This is a genomic window from Bacillus siamensis KCTC 13613 (assembly GCF_000262045.1).
In the GTDB taxonomy this organism is placed as follows: Bacteria; Bacillota; Bacilli; order Bacillales; family Bacillaceae; genus Bacillus; species Bacillus siamensis.
Genome location: NZ_AJVF01000037.1, coordinates 1 through 17,289, shown reverse-complemented (window position 1 = coordinate 17,289; position 17,289 = coordinate 1). Strand labels below are relative to the sequence as shown.

Genomic DNA, 17,289 nt, shown 5'->3' with positions numbered 1-17,289 from the left:
GTTTGTTATAATTCCATATTACGCCACATTCGCTATGCTGACAAGCTCGGGAATGTTGCTTCCATAGATAAACTGTTATATGATCTTGGTAACAATAAGGCCTAAATTGTATGAAGAGGTAGGAAAGATGGATAACTTTAAATTAGATAAGCCAACCCCGTATTATCTGCAATTTTATTCCCAATTGAAAAAAATGATATTTGACGGGATTTTTAAACCGGGAGAACGGCTGAATGAAACACAGCTGGCCAAGGATTTCGGAGTCAGCCGGTCGCCGGTCAGAGAAGCGATGCGGCTCCTTGAAAAGGACGGACTTCTGACGGCAGACGATCGAAACGGCTTTGTCATCTATTCTTTATCCGTAAAGGATGTTGAAGAGATTTATCAAATCAGAATGTCACTTGAATCACTGGCGGTCGAACTCGTCATTGATGAAGCGGCTGAGAGTGAAATTGAACTCATCGAAAAACAGCTGCGGGAGACGGAAGAAGCCATCCATAAAGGCGTCAAAGAGACGGAGATTATTTCCTTGAATGAAACGTTTCATCAGCTCCTTGTGGAGTTCAGCCATAACAGTCAGCTGGCCAAGCTGCTTGAGCATGTCAATGTGCTGATTCATTTTTGCAGAGTCCTTAATTTTAAAGGGGATGACCGTGCGGAAGTGATCTTACATGAGCACCGGAAAGTCTTTGAAGAAATAAAAAAAGGCGACAAAACAAAAGCTGTGCACTATATGACGGAACATCTCAAGCACGATGCAGAACATCTGAAAGGCGTGCTGAAAGCACAAGAAACAGACGAATCATCACGATAGACAAGGCGAAAAGCCTTGTCCTTTTTTTTTGCGGTGTCATCAAACTGCAATAAAGACCTGACTGATGTTTCTTGCATGATTTTTTCTGCTCATTTATGATGGATATGGAAAAAGCGCAAAAAAGGCAAAGGAGTTTGAAAATGGCAAAACATATTCTCATGGTCAATTTTCCCGCAGAAGGACACGTAAACCCGACCCTCGGTATGACAAAGGCCTTCAGTGAACGGGGCGATCACGTTCATTATATCTCAACGGAAAAATACAAAAGCAGGCTGGAAGGAGTAGGGGCGGAGGTTCACCTTCACCGCGATCTGCTCAGAATGACACCCATTGATCCAGACAGCCCGTCCGGCATACTGCCATTCTTAAAAATTCATATCAAAACGTCACTGGAGATTTTACATATTGTGCAGCGTCTGGCTGAGGACATTCAATTCGACGCCGTCTATTATGATAAATTCGGTGCGGGAGAGCTGGTGAGAGATTATCTCAACATTCCCGGCATCTCTTCTTCAGCATCCTTCCTGCTCAACGAAGACGGCCTGAAAACCCTCCCGCTCCATCCGGAATCGGGCGTGCCGTTTCAGCCGGATAGGGAATGTGAAGAGCTGTTGGCTGAGATGAAAGACAAATACGGCGTTGCTCCTGACAGCCTGCTCCAATTTATGAACAACACGGGTGAACTGAACGTCGTCTATACAAGCAGATATTTTCAGCCCGAAAGCGAGACGTTCGGAGATGAGTATTTATTTATCAGTCCAAGTTTTCCGAAGAGAAAGGGGCACGCCGACTTCCCGATTGATTCTTTAAAGGATGAAAAAGTCATTTATATTTCAATGGGGACGGTACTCTGGGACACGGAAGCGTTTTTCAATCTGTGCATAGACGCGTTCTCAGATTTTGAAGGCAAGGTTGTCATCGCCGCCGGAGAAATAGCCGATCTGTCGAAAATCAAACAGGCGCCGGAAAACTTTATCATCGCTCCATACGTGCCGCAGCTTGAGGTGCTGGAGCAGGCTGACCTATTTGTTACACATGGCGGAATGAACAGTGTAAATGAAGGCATTCATTATCAAGTGCCGCTGGTTGTCATCCCGCATGATAAAGATCAGCCGATGATTGCACGCCGCCTGACTGAACTGAATGCCGGCTATACAGTGCAAAAAGATGAATTAAGCGCTGAAAAGTTAAAGCTTGCTGCAGAAGAAGTGCTGCATAACCGGAAATATAAACAAGGCATTCAAGCCATTAACGAAAGCTTTAAAGAATGCATGGACATGAAAGATGTTCTGGCCCGGATCGACCGGTTTATTGAACAAAAAAAATAATACACGAAAAAAGCCTGTTTCCGCTGTAAAAAGGGAAACAGGCTTTTTATAAAGACTCTTAGATGATGTGATGCTCTTCATTTGCGAGTTTGATAAGAGTCAGAAGAGATTCTGCCTCACGTGCGCCGAGTGTTTTTTCCAGACGGTCTTTTTCAAAGATCTGCTGGCCGAAAACATTCACGGACGCCTGATCTACTGTCGCGTGCCAGTCCTTTTGTGAATGATTCTCAGAAAAAGAGAAGACAAACACAGCAAAGACCGCTATAAGCATCGCCTTAACCCAAAATTTTTGCCGGTTTCCTGCTGTTGACATAGGCCGCCTCCTAAACGATTGTTTTACAGTATTAGATCATATATGAGCTGTTTTTAATAGAGTAAAGAAGTATTATTTTCAGGTAGTTCAAATGGTATGGAGAACAGCCGGATGCACGCGGGTCAGGCTGATGCGCCAATTCATAGTTTGTTCATATTTTATTAAAAGTTTATCCAACCCTGTCCTTTACAGTAGGTATAACCACAAACCTACTGCTGAAAGGGGCCTGAAAATGCATATTCATTTGATGAACAAAAACCAGTTTGAGAGTGATTTGGAGGCTGCAGGATTCAGCCGTCAGGCAGATGATATTATCGGCAAAATGAAAGAGTACGTAACGGAATGCGCGGCTTCATCCGAACGGTTCCTGATTGAAATTCAAACCGTCATGAACGAATACAAAGCTGTCGTCTGTGCGATGTTTTCAACTATGGAAATTGCCGGGGCCAAAAAAGATGAGAAGCATGTTGAATTCGAAGCCTGTACTGTATTGTGTGAATAAAAGATTGTCATAAAAACTCCGCGGCTTCTGATTATCATCGTATATTTACCGACTTGTGCCGTTTAAGGGAGAATATTGAAACTCATATAAAAGCCATTCGTATAAAAGAGAGATACAGTTTTTATATGGGGGGATCATAATGAAGGATAAGAAAAAACAAGCTTTTGAACAGCTTTTCAGCACTTTAGACGGAAGGCATGAAATAAACGGAGCTGTTTTAGCGGCAGAAAACGGCCGCATTTTATATCAGGGTTCATTCGGCACTGCAGAACTGGAAACAAACAGGATGCTGAATGACCGCTCTGTCTTTGAATTGGCCTCAGTATCGAAGCCGTTTACTGCTCTCGGAATTATGAAGTTAGAGCAGCAGGGGAAGCTGCGGTATGACGATATGATAGAGCGGTGGCTTCCTGATTTTCCTTATCCGGGCATTACCATTCGGCATTTACTTCATCATACGTCAGGATTGCCGGATTATATGGAGCTGTTCTTAACACATTGGGACCGGGACAGAATTGCAGTGAATCAAGATGTGATCGATATGCTTAAGCAGCATAAACCGGATGCTTATTTCCCGCCGGGTAAGGGGTGGCTTTACAGTAATACGGGGTATGTTGTGTTAGCGGTTATGATTGAAATTGTATCAGGCATGAGTTTTGCTGCATTTATGAAGCAAGCTGTATTTCATCCGCTCCGTATGAACGATACGCGGGTTTATAACAGAAGGCTGAGTAAAGAAAACATCCCGAACTATGCATATGGCTATGTCTATGATGTGCATTCCGGAGAGTATGTCCTGCCTGATGAACTTGAGGAAACCGATTATGTCGTCTTCCTTGACGGCATTCAAGGTGACGGAACCGTTAACTCCGCGATAAGAGATTTATATCTGTTTGATCAGGCTCTTTATACGGAAGAAATCATCAGCAAAGAGACGAAAGACCAAGCTTTTACACCTGGCTATTGGAATGAAGAAGAGCACTTCGGGTATGGATTTGGCTGGATGATTCAAAACAGCCCCCAAAAAGGGAAGGTTGTCAGTCACGACGGAGGCTGGCCGGGCTATTCAACTCTGATGATCCGTTATATTGACCACAATAAAACACTGATCTATCTCAGCAATATGGAACAACCGTATCAATTTGAACAAGCTGTGATTGCCGCGGCCGTAAACATCTTATTTGATCAGCCATACGTGATTCCGAAACGTCCGGCGGATCAGAAAAAAGCAGATATCGATCCTGCGATTTACAGCAGATTTACCGGTGATTACTCATTTCAGGATGATACACATGCATCGGTGGCGGTAAAAGAAAATCGATTGTATCTTACTATAGACGGGCAGACACCATTCGAATTATTCCCAATGACGGAAACCCGTTATTTTGTCAGGGCACTGCCGCTTGAAATTGAATTTGTCGATGATAAAGCCCAGGCGGCCTCACATTTCGTTTTATATCAAGACGGCACAGAAGAAACCGCTTTGCGAATAGACTGAGTGACATACAAAAAAACCGCCGTCCTGAGAAGACGGCGGTTAATAGAAAAGTCAAACCCCTTTGATGACGCGAAATTTCCTTTTCGGCTCTGACATAAAGATAGAAGAAAAAATCATAGCTCCGAGCATGGTGATGTATTCCATATAAAGTGAAACCTCTGCCAAAATCAAACCTGCAACCATTAAAACAGCGCCTAATACCACCGCAAAAACCTTCGTTTTCATGATGAGTTCCCCCTATTATCTGATAATTGAATTATACTGCATTTCCATTAATGTGTACATTTTGTGAACAATTTCACCTGACGAAAGGCAATGAAGAGAGATTTGAAGAATTAGGAGAGGTGACCGGCTGCAATTCATCTTTTGTTTTACTGACGAACCGAAAGGGAAAAGTAAAAAATCAAAAAGGCAAAGGAGTTCTTGAAATGAAAGCAAGATTATTTTTATTCAGCATGTTTCTCCTCATTCCCGTCCTGGCGCTTGCCGGATGCAACAGCCAATCTTCAGGAGGAAGCGAAAAAGCGAAAGACAAAGAAACGCACGCTCACGAAGACATGAATCACTCAGGTTCATCCGAGGTGCCGAAAGGTTTAAAGAAGGCCGAAAATCCGACTTATAAAGTCGGCAGTGACGTCATGATTTTAGCTTCTCATATGAAGGGCATGAAAAATGCGCAAGGAACCGTAACAGGTGCTTATGATACAACGGTTTACAGTGTATCTTACACGCCGACAACTGGAGGAAAGCGCGTTAAAGATCATAAATGGGTCATACAGGAAGAATTAAAGGGCGCCGGTGATAAGACGTTAAAGCCGGGTGACAAGGCCGTCATCGAGGCATCCCATATGAAAGGCATGAAGGGTGCCGAAGCCGTTATTGATTCAGCCAAAAAGACAACCGTTTATATGGTCGACTATACACCGACGGACGGCGGCCAAAAAGTAACGAACCATAAATGGGTGACAGAAGACGAGCTTTCCGCCGCAAAATAAAAAAAGACCGCAAAAGCCGAAGGAACTCCTTCGGCTTTTTTGCGGTCTCACACTTATGCGGATTTTCTTTTCAAAGCGGGTCTCGTTAAAGAAAACACAGCTAACGCGACAGCGATAATGACAATCAAACCGCCGCACCAGGCGGTTGCTGTGACAGAACCCGTTTGTCTGATCACGCCGCCGCCGATGGCTGACCCGAGCGCAATGCCGATTTGCAAAGCGGATGTATTGAAGCTTTGCTGAATATCGGAAGACTCAGGCGCAATTTTGATCAAATAACTTTGCTGCGCCGGCGCAAGGCTCCAGCTGAGCAATCCCCAGATCACCATCGCAGGCAGGAAAATAATTAAAGAAACCGTTGACAGCGGAAGGATAAACAGGATCAAAGCGAAAGAAACAGTCACAAGCATGATGCTTTTAAATGATCCCAAACGGTCATACAGCCAGCCGCCGAACGGTCCGCCGCATACCGCTGACAGGCCGAACAAAAAGTAGCATACACTGACCCAAACGGAACTCAAATGAAGCGTTGTTTCCAAAAAAGGCGCAAAGTAGGCATAGAGTGTGTAATGCCCAGCCAGTGTAAACAAGGTGACAAGATGTGCGCTGGCAATTTTGGCGTTCCAGACCGTCTTGATCTGCTCACGAAACGGAATCATTTTTTCAGCAGGTATTTTTTCAAAAAAGACGCTGATAATCAGCATGGAAACAAGAGATAATACGCCGATTCCCAAAAACAGAACGCGCCATCCGAAAGCATTGCTGATGATAATGCCGACAGGCACGCCTAAAGCGATTGCGGAGCTGAAGCCCATGAAAATGATGCCGATCGCCCGCGCTCTGTATTCCGGCGCTACGATTTTAGGGGCAATCGTTAAAGAAAGGACGACAATCAGTCCCGTACTCATGGAAGCGAGCACCCGTGACACCATCAGCACGGCGAAATTAGGACTGAAATAAGCGACCAGATTACTCAGGAAGAAAACAAAAAGTGCGATTAAATAAAGCCGCTTTCGTTCAGCTTTTGCCGTCACTGCCAAAAGCAGCGGGCCGGATACCGCGTAACCGAGCGCAAATACGCTGATCAGCTGCCCCGCGCTGACGATGGATATATCTAAGTCGGAAGCGATTTGCGGAAGAATACCGCCCACAATTAACTCAACCAATCCGACTGCAATAGTAGATGCTGCAAGCAGAAATACTTTGAAATTCATGTACAGATACTCCTTTTTTTATTTTTTAGAAAATAAAAAATCCTGATTACAAAAAGTGTGCGGGACAATTTTTTGTAATCAGGATTTTACGGTTCCTGGTAGACACCCTCAAACCATATCATTGAGGTTATACAATGTATACAATATTCGTTTGTGTCCGTTTCTGCAAAGAATTCTACCATAATAGTGAGAGAGATTCCATAGAAAATTCGAGGAAATCCTTTCAATTTCAATAGCGGGTCATTGATGAAGCAGAAAAAAATTTATGATAACCGTAAGGAGTCTATACAGATCAAACATTACACAGCCGGAGGAAACCGATGAATAAATACGAAAAAATCGCCGCCGCCATGACAAGTTCGTCGTAACGTCAGTCAATTTAAAACGTTCATAAAGCGCCGAAGGGTGAGAGAAATCTCACTTTTTTTCGTTCCGGCTGATTTACATCTTCGCTTCATTTATGTTATATTACCCAATGATAGAATCATCCTACAAATTACAGAGGTGTTTTGATGGAGATATCCAAAACAAGCAGACTGTCGCTCGTAGAACAAGTGGTGGCGCAAATTGAATCGTTAATACAATCGGATAAATGGCCGGTCGGGACGCGCATTCCCCCTGAGCTGGATTTAATGAAGCAATTTGATGTGAGCCGAAACACATTACGTGAGGCCATTCGGGCGCTCGTACATGCCGGCCTTCTTCAGACTAGGCAGGGGAGCGGTACGTATGTCAGCTCATCCAGTGTCCTCGGCGCGGCATTTTACCGCCATATTAAAAAATCAAATTTGCTTGAAACATTAGAAGTCAGATACGCACTTGAGAGAGAAGCTGCACGATTGGCGGCCCAAAGGCGTAATGACGAAGACCTGAAAGCACTGAAGGCATGCTTAGATGAATGTGAAGCGGCCTTGCAAAATGAAGATCGAAAACGGTATGCCGAAGCTGACATTAAACTGCACAAAACAATTGTACAGGCGGCCCATAACAATATGCTTTCTGATCTGTACGAGCATATGACGGATGCGCTTTGTGCGTCAGTCCATAATCTCTTGGAAATCACCCCTGCTATCCGGATCCATACCCAGCTTGCCGCTGCGATTGCCGGACAGAAACCGGATGAGGCCATGGAGGCCGTCAACCAATACATCACAGTATTTAAAGATACAATACACATGGAGGATGAACATGAAAATTGAAGACGAACATCAAATTCTGCAAGCAAGTCAGCGTAAAAAACTGATATTGCTGGTTATCGGAGTCATATTGATAGGGGCCAACCTCAGAGCGCCTCTGACATCGGTCGGACCGCTCGTTTCCTCAATTCGGGACAGCCTCGGAATGACCAATGCGGCTGCCGGCACCATTACGACAGTGCCGCTTTTGGCCTTTGCATGTCTGTCGCCGTTTGTTCCTTTATTGTCCCGGCGCTTCGGGACCGAGATTGTCTTACTGTCATCATTAATTGTCCTGACAGCCGGAACGCTGCTGCGCTCCATCGCAGGGATCGGCACTCTCTTTTTCGGAACGATCCTGTTAGGATTGTCGATCGCCGTATGCAACGTCCTGCTGCCGGGTCTCATTAAACATAAGTTTCCCGGAAATTTAGGCGTCATGACCGGCGTCTACTCGGTTTCTATGAATCTGTGCGGCGCGATTGCATCCGGCATCAGCGTGCCGATCGCCTCTTCAGCGGGGTTAGGCTGGAAAGGCGCGCTCGGCTGCTGGGCTATCCTTTCTTTCATTGCGTTCGTCATGTGGATTCCGCAAATGCGAGGACGCGAATTGCCCGTCCGCACGACTGGGACAAACGGAGAGAAGAAAAGCAGTCTGCTGCGGTCTCCGCTGGCGTGGAAGGTGACGTTGTTCATGGGGCTGCAATCCCTTATTTTTTACACCGTCATCGCTTGGCTGCCGGAAATTCTTCAGCAGAATGGACTCAGCTCAAGTAAGGCGGGATGGATGCTTTCATTAATGCAATTCTCAGTCCTGCCGATTACTTTTATCGTGCCGATCGCTGCCGCTAAAATGAAAAACCAGCGCGCACTCGCCGGCCTGACGGCTTTATTTTTCCTTATCGGGATTGCCGGCGTTCTTTTCGGAAGCCCGGCTCTCACTCCGCTATGGGTCATTTTGATCGGAATTGCGGGAGGCTGTGCGTTCAGTCTGGCAATGATGTTCTTCAGCCTGCGGACCCGCCATGTCCATGAAGCCGCGGCGCTTTCGGGAATGGCCCAGTCATTCGGATATTTGCTTGCAGCGTTCGGACCGCTCGTATTCGGCCTGCTGCATGATATCACGCACGGCTGGACGGTTCCGTTATTCATGCTGATCGCGGTCTCCGTCCTGATTTTCATTTTCGGTGTCGGAGCGGGAAAAGCGGAACAGATCAAAACAGCATAAAAAAACAAAGGGCCCGCTTAGGGCCCTTTGTTTTTTATTTGAAAAGCTGTCTCCGGACATCACGTTGTCAGTTTCAAACCGATGACACCGATGAGGATAAGCCCCAGAGACACCAATTGTGACAGATTGAATTTTTCTTTAAACCAAAGTATGCCCACGGCTGATACGCCGATGCTTCCCATCCCGGTCCAAGCCGCATACGCGACACCTGTGGGAAGAACCTGCATCGCTCCTGAAAGGCAAAAGAATGAAAGCATAAAGCCTGTTACCATGACAATCAGCGGCCACTTTTTTTTAAAACCGTCAATATGTTTCATGGCAACGGCCGCTACAACTTCCTCCGCTCCGGCAATAAATAACAGCAGCCAAGCCATTAATGTTCACCCCTTGTTTCAGTTTCTTTCGTAAATACCTTCATTCCTAAAATACCGGACAACAGCAGAGCCAAAAAGAAGATTTGCCCGATTGAAAAAGGCTCTCCTAAAATGACGCCCGTTACATATGTGCCGACGGTGCCTATTCCGACAAAAACGGTGTATGCGGCAGCCATCGGTATTTTTTTATAAGAACGAATCAACATCAGGAAGCTGACGGCAATCAGCAGGAAAATACCGATCCAATCAATGAGCGAGTCCGCATGTTTCAGAGCGGACGCCCAAACCACTTCTAACAGTCCGGCTATCAGTACAAGCAGCCAATACATTTACAGTCACCTCAATTATGAATGAATGTCAGTCATTTTTAGGGCGGTCAAAAATGATCGGTCTCTGCCAATCATTTCTGTAAGCTTCTTTTGAGAAAGCTGAATATTTCTTTTTTATATACTTCGAGATCAACATCCTGTTCACAGCCGATATAAAACCGTTCAGCCGCGTTCTCGACAACATTGATAATCGTTCTGGCCGTCCATCTGACATGAATGCCGCTGATGACCTCACCCTGCTCAATGGCCGTATTGATGACGCCTTCCAGCCAGGAATAATAAGGCTGATAAATGGCCTCCCATTTTTCCATTGAGTGATCGATGGCAAGACCGGAATAACAGAGGACGATAATATCTTTATGAAGCCGGGTGATGTGAAATGTCTCATCAACCAAAATGTCCAGCACCGTCCAAAAATCTTCAGTGCCGTCCGTTTTCCCTTTGATTCTGTCCAGCGTATGATCAAGCAGGTTTTCTGCAATCGCTGATATGAGGGCGTTTTTAGAAGAAAAATATAAGTAAAACGTCCCTTGGGCCGTTCCGGCTTTTTTGACGATTTCTGAGATGGATGCTTTGTCTAATCCTTTTTCAGAAATGACTTCAATCGCGGCTTGCAGGATCTTTTCATATTTTCCCGAGCTTTGTTTTGCCAATAGAGGGGTTCCTCCTTTTATGAATGACTGTCATTCATTTTATCGTATTTTCGCTTTTTTGTCATCCTTAAAAATAAAAAGACCGGAAAGAAGATCATGCTTCTTTCCGGCGTTCATCATTTATCACTGTCGATCATAGCCTTCGGCAGTCCCGTATATTTTGCCCAGTAATAAATACCGAGCGAACCGATGGCGATCAGAATCAGGTCAAGCGGATTGCTGATAATGCCCAATCCGTGGCCGAACGAGCCGAGATAGGAGAAAATCAGCATCATCACATAAAAGCCGACGATCCACCAGGCTGATTTCAGCTGCTGCCGTATGCTGACATCATCTTTGGGAGCATATTTACTGAAACAGAGGTAGATCAGAAACATGACAATTTGAGAACCGAGAAGCCAGGATACGGTGCGCCATCCGGACCAATATACAATATAAGAGGTAAAAATAAACGACAGCGGCCCGATGATGCTCATCCCTTTTAAATAAAACGGTCTGTTAATATCCTTCGCGTTCACCCTCAGCGCCGCTGAAGAAATCGGCGCAATCGCATAAGACAGAATCAATGCGACGGAGCACACGTTCACAAGAGCGTTCCAAGAAGGGAACGGCAGCGTCCAAAAAACAGCCAGACCGAACGAAAGCCAAAGGGAGGCACGCGGTGTCCCGGTTTCTTTATTGACTTTAGAAAAGATGCTGAATAAAGTTCCGTTTCTGGCCCAGGCGTAGACGAGACGTGAAGTCGTATTCATAAAGATATTACCGTTACCGCCCGGTGATAAAATCGCATCTAAAATAACCAATGTCGCCAGCCACCCTAATCCGAGCAAAACGGCGATATCTTTGAACGGAAGAGAGAATTCAGTCCCGATAGCCGGCCATCCGTGCTTCAGGGTATCCGCCGGAATCGCCCCGATAAAAGTGAGCTGCAGCACGGTGTAAATAATAGTAGAAACGATAATACAGACAATCAATGCGATCGGAATGTTCCGCTTCGGATTCTGCACTTCACTTGCGACAGCCACAATCGGGTGCAGCCCAAGATAGGCGAACATGACACCGCCGGTAGAAATCGCGGCCTGAATTCCGGTGAAACCAAAAGGCGCAAATCCGTGAACGGTCATATTGCCCGGGTGAAAATGAAAAATCAGTACTATAATAACCGTAATCGGAACGACATATTTAAAAATCGAAATAATGAAGTTTGCTTTTGCAAAGGTTTTGACACTCCAGTAATTGAGGAGGAAGAACATGCAGAGCAGCGCAAATTGCAATATCCACCCGGCAATTGTCGGTGAGTCAGAACCTTTCACGGTCAACCCGGGAAACCAATATGCCACGTATTGGCGGACTGCCGTGACTTCTATAGAAATAAGGCTCGTGTAGGCCACAATGGTGACAAAGGAAATTAAATATCCGACCAGGTGTCCGTGTGAATATACGGGATACCGGATAATTCCCCCGGTCCGCGGCAGCGCGGCGCCTAGTTCCGCATAAACTAAGCCGATCAATAAGATGATTCCCCCGCCGATCAGCCAGGAAAAAACGCCTGATGGGCCTGCTTTAGAGGCGACGTTACTGACGGCAAACAGCCATGCTGAACCGAATATGGCTCCCATGCCGATTAAAATAAGATCAAAAAGTGACATAGATTTCTGGAAGTTTCCTTGCTTAGACATTCGCTGCCTCCTTATAAGACATGTTCTATTTACATAATTCCCATTATCATTCGAACATACCCAGCCGGCCGGCTGGAAAATTAGGACAGCTTTATATGCTGAAGTATGTACAGCAGTATGCTCAAATCATAATGGAGTGACTTGATACGGCCGCATGTCAAGATCTCCCCGCTTATATTCCCCGTTTTGCTCACGTTCAAACCTTACATCTATAAAAATAAAAAAACGCCCGAAGCAGGCGTTTTTTATTACAAGTTCATATCTTTCAGTCCGGGGCTGTGCTCATTCGGAAGCTCAGGAAGTTCCGGCACAGGGAACCCTTTAGGCGGCTCAGACACACTTAATTCGCCGCCGTTTCGGCTCGGCGTCTGTCCTTGCAGAATTTCTCCGATCCGTGTCGAATCCAGTCTGAAATTAAATTGGGTATTGTGATATCCCATCTCAACGAATTTACGGCACTCCGGATATTTCTCAATGTCATAATTCGGCACGGGGAATAATTTTCCCCATTCAACACCCAGTGTTTCCAGCGCTTTTGTAAAAGCATTTTGATGAGCATTGTCACGGACAATCAGGAAACCGAGTGTTTCTCTGAACGTCTGATTAGAACTCATTTCATAAATGCGCGTTTTTTGCAGCACGCCGGTTGATTCCAGCACGACATTGTCCAATAAGTCGGCAATCAGATTCCCGTGATTGTAGACCCAAGGGCCATTCCATGGATTGCCGCTTGCATCTGCAGGCAGAGAACTTTGCGCCCCGATAATATAATGGTGCGGATTGGCATGCTTCACTGCTTCGTCAATCGGCGCCTGATCTGAAGCCTGATTTCCGGGGCCCTCCGCCCCGCTTTCATCGAGCAGCGCATTAATCGTATGCTGGACGAGCTCAACGTGTGCAATTTCTTCTAAAAATACGCCCCGAAGCAGGTCGCGGAACTGCTTTTCTTTTCCCCTGAAATTAGAGCTTTGGAAAAAGTATTGCATCATCGTCCGCATTTCTCCGTAGTGCCCGCCTAAAATTTCCTGAAGCACCTTGGCGGCGGCCGGATCCGGCTTGTCCGGCTTAATGATATTGATCAGTTCTTCTTTGTAATAATACATGAACAGCGCCCCCTGAAATCAGTTTTCGGTTCTTCTGTTCGTGTCTTAGCAAAGTCGGTTTTTATGTATCGGCAGCAAAAAAGGACGGAAAGTGTGTCCCGTCCTTTTGCGTTAAGCCTCGACCGCCCCGCGGAGCTTCGTGTTCACAAGCCCGTTCCATCCTTGGTCCATCGTACTGTGAATCTCCGAGCTTTTCCGATTGACTTTATTGATGACGGCATCCGGCTCTTTCCATCCGCCGTGAATGAGAGTGAATTCCGTATCTCCGCTTTCCGTTTCTTTCAAGATAAAAGAAACGATCCAGCCTTCCGTATCCCATGAAAAAGAAAGGCGGTACGGCGCTTCGATATCCAGCACCTTGCACGGAGACGGACCGAATGGAGATTCCAGCTGAAAATCACTGTCTTCTTGAGGCGTGAAATCATTCGGCATAAACCAGAGAGACAGTCCGTCCGCAGTGGAGACCGTATCCCAGACCACTTGCAGCGGCGCCTTGAAAACGGCGGTATGAATAATGTCCGGTAATGTTTGATTACTGCTGTTGTTATTTTTGTTATCATTGTTTTGTTTATCAGACATGCTGCTAACCACTCTTTCGCTGTTTTTTCTTTTGATCATACTACACGGGGCAGGACATTTGAAAACAAATCAAACTTAGTTTATGCTTTTTCAAAGCCATTCAATACATTTTAAGGAGACGTAGTGATGACAGATCAATTTAAAGCGTTAGTAGTCGATCAACGTGAAGACCGGTTTTCAGTCAGCGTACAGGAGCTCGCAGTTCAGGACCTTCCCGAGGGTGAAGTGCTGATTAAAGTTTGCTATTCAGGCGTGAATTACAAAGACAGCTTGGCTGCCATTCCTGACGGCAAGATCGTAACCTCGTATCCTTTCGTGCCGGGAATTGATTTAGCGGGAATCGTCGTTTCCTCAGATGACGCCCGTTTTAAAGAAGGGGACAAAGTCATTGCGACAAGCTACGGCATAGGCGTTTCCCACTTTGGCGGCTACAGCGGGATGGCCCGCATTCCTGCAGATTGGATCGTGCCGCTGCCTGAAGGTCTGACTCTTAAAGAAGCCATGACGATCGGAACCGCCGGCTTTACGGCCGCATTGTCCGTTCAGCGTCTTGAGGAAAACCATGCCGCCCCTGAAAAAGGGAAAGTGCTGGTGACGGGAGCAACAGGAGGCGTCGGAAGCTTTGCGGTTTCCATTCTTTCTGCATTAGGCTATGACGTAGAGGCCAGTACGGGAAAAGAAGAAGAAAGCGGCTATCTGAAGAGTCTCGGTGCGAAATCGGTTATTCACCGTGACGAAGTTTACAACGGCACGTTAAAACCGATGCAAAAACAAAAATGGGCCGCGGCCGTCGATCCGGTCGGAGGTGAGCCGCTTGCTTCAGTTCTCAGCCAGATTCAGTACGGCGGAGCAGTTGCAGTGAGCGGACTGACAGCGGGAACGAAACTCCCGGCTACGGTCTTCCCGTTTATATTGCGCGGCGTCAGCCTCCTGGGAATTGATTCAGTATCCTGTCCGATGGAGACAAGAAAGAAAACATGGCAGCGTCTGGCTGAAGATTTCAAGCCAGCGGATCTCGAGGCCTTTATTCAAAAGGAAATTACACTTGAGGAACTGCCGGACACGCTCCCTGCTCTCTTAAAAGGAAAAGCGAGAGGGAGAACGATCGTTAAACTGAACGAAGAATAAACAAAAACCCCCGATCAGCAGTTGGGGGTTTTTTCATTATATAATCATTTATTGATTAAAACTGAGATGATTATTGAGTATATTCTGAAAGTGAGATGATTTTAAACAAATATTGATTATGTGTAGATCATATTTAGAAAAGTTTTGAAATTATCTGAAATATTTATTGACTGAAAGCGCTTTTAAAATTAAGATAATAACATAAGTGCTAATAATATCATTACAACTTAACTAAAAAATAACTATAAAGTAACAATTCGACGAAAGGAGAGAGCGAATATAAATGATAAATGATGACGCTTTCGAGTGATTTTTTATATAGAAGCTGTTTTGAATTGTCGAAACGTGGGTAAGACATTATAGGCGTAAATATAGATAACTGAATATTCGGTTTAAATCTCTGTATAAAAACTGGGAGGATTTGAAGATGAATAAAAATAGCAGCCAGTATTCATTTTTGAGAACCATCATTTTAGTATCGACGTTCGGGGGGCTTCTTTTCGGTTACGATACAGGTGTAATTAATGGAGCGCTTCCTTTTATGGCGAAAGCTGACCAGCTTAATCTTACGGCCCTGACTGAAGGCATGGTGGCAAGCTCCCTTCTCTTGGGGGCTGCGATCGGCGCAGTTTTCGGAGGGCGGCTGTCAGACTATAACGGCAGACGTAAAAATATCCTTTTCCTTGCCGTTTTGTTCTTTGCGGCGACGCTGGGATGTACACTGGCGCCTAACGTATCGGTTATGATTATCTCTCGTTTTCTGCTGGGGCTTGCTGTCGGGGGAGCTTCCGTGACAGTTCCGGCATACTTGGCTGAAATGTCGCCGGCGGAAAGCCGGGGGAGAATGGTTACCCAAAATGAACTGATGATTGTAACGGGCCAGCTGCTTGCCTTCACGTGTAATGCCATCATCGGCAATGTGCTCGGTGATACGTCCCACGCTTGGCGTTACATGCTCGTTATCGCGGCTCTTCCGGCGGTATTCTTGTTTTTCGGTATGCTGAAAGTTCCCGAAAGTCCGCGCTGGTTGGTTTCTAAAGGAAGAAAAGAAGATGCTTTGCGCGTTCTCCGGCGAATACGGAATGACGAGAAAGCAAAGTCAGAACTCGCCGAGATTGAATCTGCTTTTCATAAGGAAGCGGAGATGGAGCAGGCGACATTTAAGGACCTTGCCGTTCCGTGGGTGCGCCGCATTGTGTTTATCGGAATCGGAATTGCTGTAGTGCAGCAGCTCACCGGCGTAAATTCAATTATGTACTATGGAACTCAAATACTAAAAGATGCCGGCTTCGAAACAAAAGCTGCATTGATCGGCAATATCGCTAACGGTGTGATTTCCGTGCTTGCGACTTTTGTAGGCATATGGCTTCTCGGCAGAGTCGGCCGGCGCCCGATGCTGATGACGGGGCTGATCGGAACGACTGCCGTGCTGCTGCTGATCGGCATTTTATCTGTCGTGCTGAAAGGATCCCCTTCACTTCCTTATGTAGTTCTTGGGTTAACCGTCACTTTCCTTGCGTTTCAGCAGGGAGCGGTTTCTCCTGTGACCTGGCTGATGCTGTCGGAGATATTCCCGCTTCGATTGCGGGGGCTTGGTATGGGAGTCACTGTCTTCTGTCTTTGGATCGCGAACTTCCTTGTCGGTTTAACTTTCCCGGTTCTGCTCGCAAACATCGGACTGTCAGCAACCTTCTTTATTTTTGTTCTGTTAGGAATAGCGTCCGTCATATTCGTGAAAAGGTTCCTGCCGGAAACAAAAGGTCTGTCGCTTGAACAGCTTGAACAAAACTTCCGTACTTATGAAAAACCAGAGCGAAAAAGTGCAGAGGTCAAGGTGAGCGGGTAATCAAGAGAGATGCAGGGTTCTTAGGAATCCTGTTTTTTATTTTCTATATATATAGAAGGAAGTAATAAGTGAGAAAAAACTTTTGTAAAAGTGTTGACGCGATTTAAGGGGCATGGTATATTATTAAACGTCGCTGATGAACAAAGCGATCACGCTAAAAGAGAAAATGAGCTTTTGAAAAAAGACTTTACAAATTCTCAGAAACGTGTATAATAAATGAGGTTGAGAAAACAACTTCGAAAAGAAATAAAAAAACACTTGACATCATCACTGATTGATAGTATGATAGTTAAGTCGCCTGATAAGCGCCCGTAGCTCAATTGGATAGAGCGTTTGACTACGGATCAAAAGGTTAGGGGTTCGACTCCTCTCGGGCGCGCCAATTTAAAATGCGGGTGTAGTTTAGTGGTAAAACCTCAGCCTTCCAAGCTGATGTCGTGAGTTCGATTCTCATCACCCGCTCCATTATAATGATCTTTGAAAACTAAACAAGACAAAACGTACCTGTTAATTCAAAGTTTTAAATAAATC

18 protein-coding genes, 2 tRNA genes and 1 riboswitch are annotated in these 17,289 nt (G+C 45.7%); of the genes, 11 read left to right on the top strand and 9 right to left on the bottom strand.

Annotated elements, in window-relative coordinates; translation table 11 throughout:
• Positions 1–127: 127 nt before the first annotated feature.
• Positions 128–814: a GntR family transcriptional regulator gene (locus tag Y79_RS0107360; protein WP_029575258.1), complete on the top strand. Its 687-nt coding sequence runs from the start codon at positions 128–130 to the stop codon at positions 812–814.
• A 140-nt stretch (positions 815–954) separates the two neighbouring features.
• A complete protein-coding gene (locus Y79_RS0107355) occupies positions 955–2,142 on the top strand; it encodes a macrolide family glycosyltransferase (protein WP_016937089.1) in 1,188 nt (395 codons plus the stop codon).
• Positions 2,143–2,200: 58 nt separating this feature from the next.
• Here Y79_RS0107355 and Y79_RS0107350 read toward each other — a convergent pair whose 3' ends face one another.
• Positions 2,201–2,455 carry a hypothetical protein gene (locus Y79_RS0107350; RefSeq protein WP_016937088.1) on the bottom strand — a complete coding sequence of 85 codons (255 nt, stop codon included), beginning with the start codon at positions 2,453–2,455 and terminating at the stop codon, positions 2,201–2,203.
• A gap of 232 nt (positions 2,456–2,687) precedes the next feature.
• Here Y79_RS0107350 and Y79_RS0107340 point away from each other — a divergent pair, with 232 nt between their 5' ends.
• A complete protein-coding gene (locus Y79_RS0107340; RefSeq protein WP_016937087.1) occupies positions 2,688–2,957 on the top strand; it encodes a hypothetical protein in 270 nt (89 codons plus the stop codon).
• Between the two features lie 139 nt (positions 2,958–3,096).
• The gene (locus tag Y79_RS0107335) at positions 3,097–4,455 is read left to right on the top strand and encodes a serine hydrolase (RefSeq protein ID WP_016937086.1); all 1,359 of its coding nucleotides are present in this window, start codon (positions 3,097–3,099) and stop codon (positions 4,453–4,455) included.
• A 51-nt stretch (positions 4,456–4,506) separates the two neighbouring features.
• Here the strand turns inward: Y79_RS0107335 and Y79_RS1000000121480 are convergent, their stop codons facing one another.
• Positions 4,507–4,680, bottom strand: coding sequence for a hypothetical protein (locus tag Y79_RS1000000121480; RefSeq protein ID WP_016937085.1), 174 nt, complete (start codon positions 4,678–4,680; stop codon positions 4,507–4,509).
• Positions 4,681–4,883: 203 nt separating this feature from the next.
• Between Y79_RS1000000121480 and Y79_RS0107325 the strand changes: the two genes are divergently transcribed.
• Entirely contained in the window at positions 4,884–5,450 is a 567-nt protein-coding gene (locus Y79_RS0107325) for a YdhK family protein (RefSeq protein ID WP_029575257.1), read from the top strand.
• Between the two features lie 53 nt (positions 5,451–5,503).
• On the opposite strand, the gene Y79_RS0107320 is transcribed toward Y79_RS0107325, so the two are convergent.
• Positions 5,504–6,664 (bottom strand): MFS transporter, encoded by a 1,161-nt coding sequence (locus Y79_RS0107320; protein ID WP_016937083.1) that lies wholly within the window; start codon positions 6,662–6,664, stop codon positions 5,504–5,506.
• Positions 6,665–6,719: 55 nt separating this feature from the next.
• Positions 6,720–6,819, bottom strand: a riboswitch (purine riboswitch).
• A 357-nt stretch (positions 6,820–7,176) separates the two neighbouring features.
• Between Y79_RS0107320 and Y79_RS0107315 the strand changes: the two genes are divergently transcribed.
• Together Y79_RS0107315 and Y79_RS0107310 are read left to right on the top strand one after the other, a co-directional pair.
• Positions 7,177–7,863, top strand: a complete 687-nt coding sequence (locus Y79_RS0107315) for a FadR/GntR family transcriptional regulator (RefSeq protein ID WP_016937082.1) — start codon at positions 7,177–7,179, stop codon at positions 7,861–7,863.
• Positions 7,853–9,067 (top strand): CynX/NimT family MFS transporter, encoded by a 1,215-nt coding sequence (locus tag Y79_RS0107310; RefSeq protein WP_016937081.1) that lies wholly within the window; start codon positions 7,853–7,855, stop codon positions 9,065–9,067. The genes Y79_RS0107315 and Y79_RS0107310 overlap by 11 nt, the downstream gene beginning before the upstream one ends.
• A gap of 59 nt (positions 9,068–9,126) precedes the next feature.
• Here Y79_RS0107310 and Y79_RS0107305 read toward each other — a convergent pair whose 3' ends face one another.
• The 6 genes from Y79_RS0107305 to Y79_RS0107275 form a co-directional block, all read right to left on the bottom strand.
• The gene (locus Y79_RS0107305) at positions 9,127–9,441 is read right to left on the bottom strand and encodes a DMT family transporter (RefSeq protein WP_007409295.1); all 315 of its coding nucleotides are present in this window, start codon (positions 9,439–9,441) and stop codon (positions 9,127–9,129) included.
• Positions 9,441–9,770 (bottom strand): DMT family transporter, encoded by a 330-nt coding sequence (locus tag Y79_RS0107300; protein WP_016937080.1) that lies wholly within the window; start codon positions 9,768–9,770, stop codon positions 9,441–9,443. Before Y79_RS0107300 ends, Y79_RS0107305 begins: the two co-directional genes overlap by 1 nt.
• A gap of 71 nt (positions 9,771–9,841) precedes the next feature.
• Positions 9,842–10,423 carry a TetR/AcrR family transcriptional regulator gene (locus Y79_RS0107295; protein ID WP_016937079.1) on the bottom strand — a complete coding sequence of 194 codons (582 nt, stop codon included), beginning with the start codon at positions 10,421–10,423 and terminating at the stop codon, positions 9,842–9,844.
• A gap of 116 nt (positions 10,424–10,539) precedes the next feature.
• Positions 10,540–12,102 carry an APC family permease gene (locus tag Y79_RS0107285; protein ID WP_016937078.1) on the bottom strand — a complete coding sequence of 521 codons (1,563 nt, stop codon included), beginning with the start codon at positions 12,100–12,102 and terminating at the stop codon, positions 10,540–10,542.
• A gap of 248 nt (positions 12,103–12,350) precedes the next feature.
• Entirely contained in the window at positions 12,351–13,205 is an 855-nt protein-coding gene (locus tag Y79_RS0107280; RefSeq protein ID WP_016937077.1) for a manganese catalase family protein, read from the bottom strand.
• Positions 13,206–13,316: 111 nt separating this feature from the next.
• Positions 13,317–13,784 carry an SRPBCC family protein gene (locus Y79_RS0107275; RefSeq protein ID WP_016937076.1) on the bottom strand — a complete coding sequence of 156 codons (468 nt, stop codon included), beginning with the start codon at positions 13,782–13,784 and terminating at the stop codon, positions 13,317–13,319.
• A gap of 126 nt (positions 13,785–13,910) precedes the next feature.
• On the opposite strand from Y79_RS0107275, the gene Y79_RS0107270 reads away from it, so the two are divergent.
• The 4 genes from Y79_RS0107270 to Y79_RS0107255 all read left to right on the top strand — a co-directional run bounded on the left by Y79_RS0107270 (position 13,911) and on the right by Y79_RS0107255 (position 17,223).
• Positions 13,911–14,912, top strand: a complete 1,002-nt coding sequence (locus tag Y79_RS0107270) for an NADPH:quinone oxidoreductase family protein (protein WP_016937075.1) — start codon at positions 13,911–13,913, stop codon at positions 14,910–14,912.
• Between the two features lie 427 nt (positions 14,913–15,339).
• A complete protein-coding gene (locus tag Y79_RS0107265; protein ID WP_016937074.1) occupies positions 15,340–16,758 on the top strand; it encodes a sugar porter family MFS transporter in 1,419 nt (472 codons plus the stop codon).
• A gap of 305 nt (positions 16,759–17,063) precedes the next feature.
• A tRNA-Arg gene (locus tag Y79_RS0107260) sits at positions 17,064–17,140 on the top strand.
• Between the two features lie 9 nt (positions 17,141–17,149).
• Positions 17,150–17,223 (top strand) — tRNA-Gly (locus Y79_RS0107255).
• Positions 17,224–17,289 lie beyond the last annotated feature (66 nt).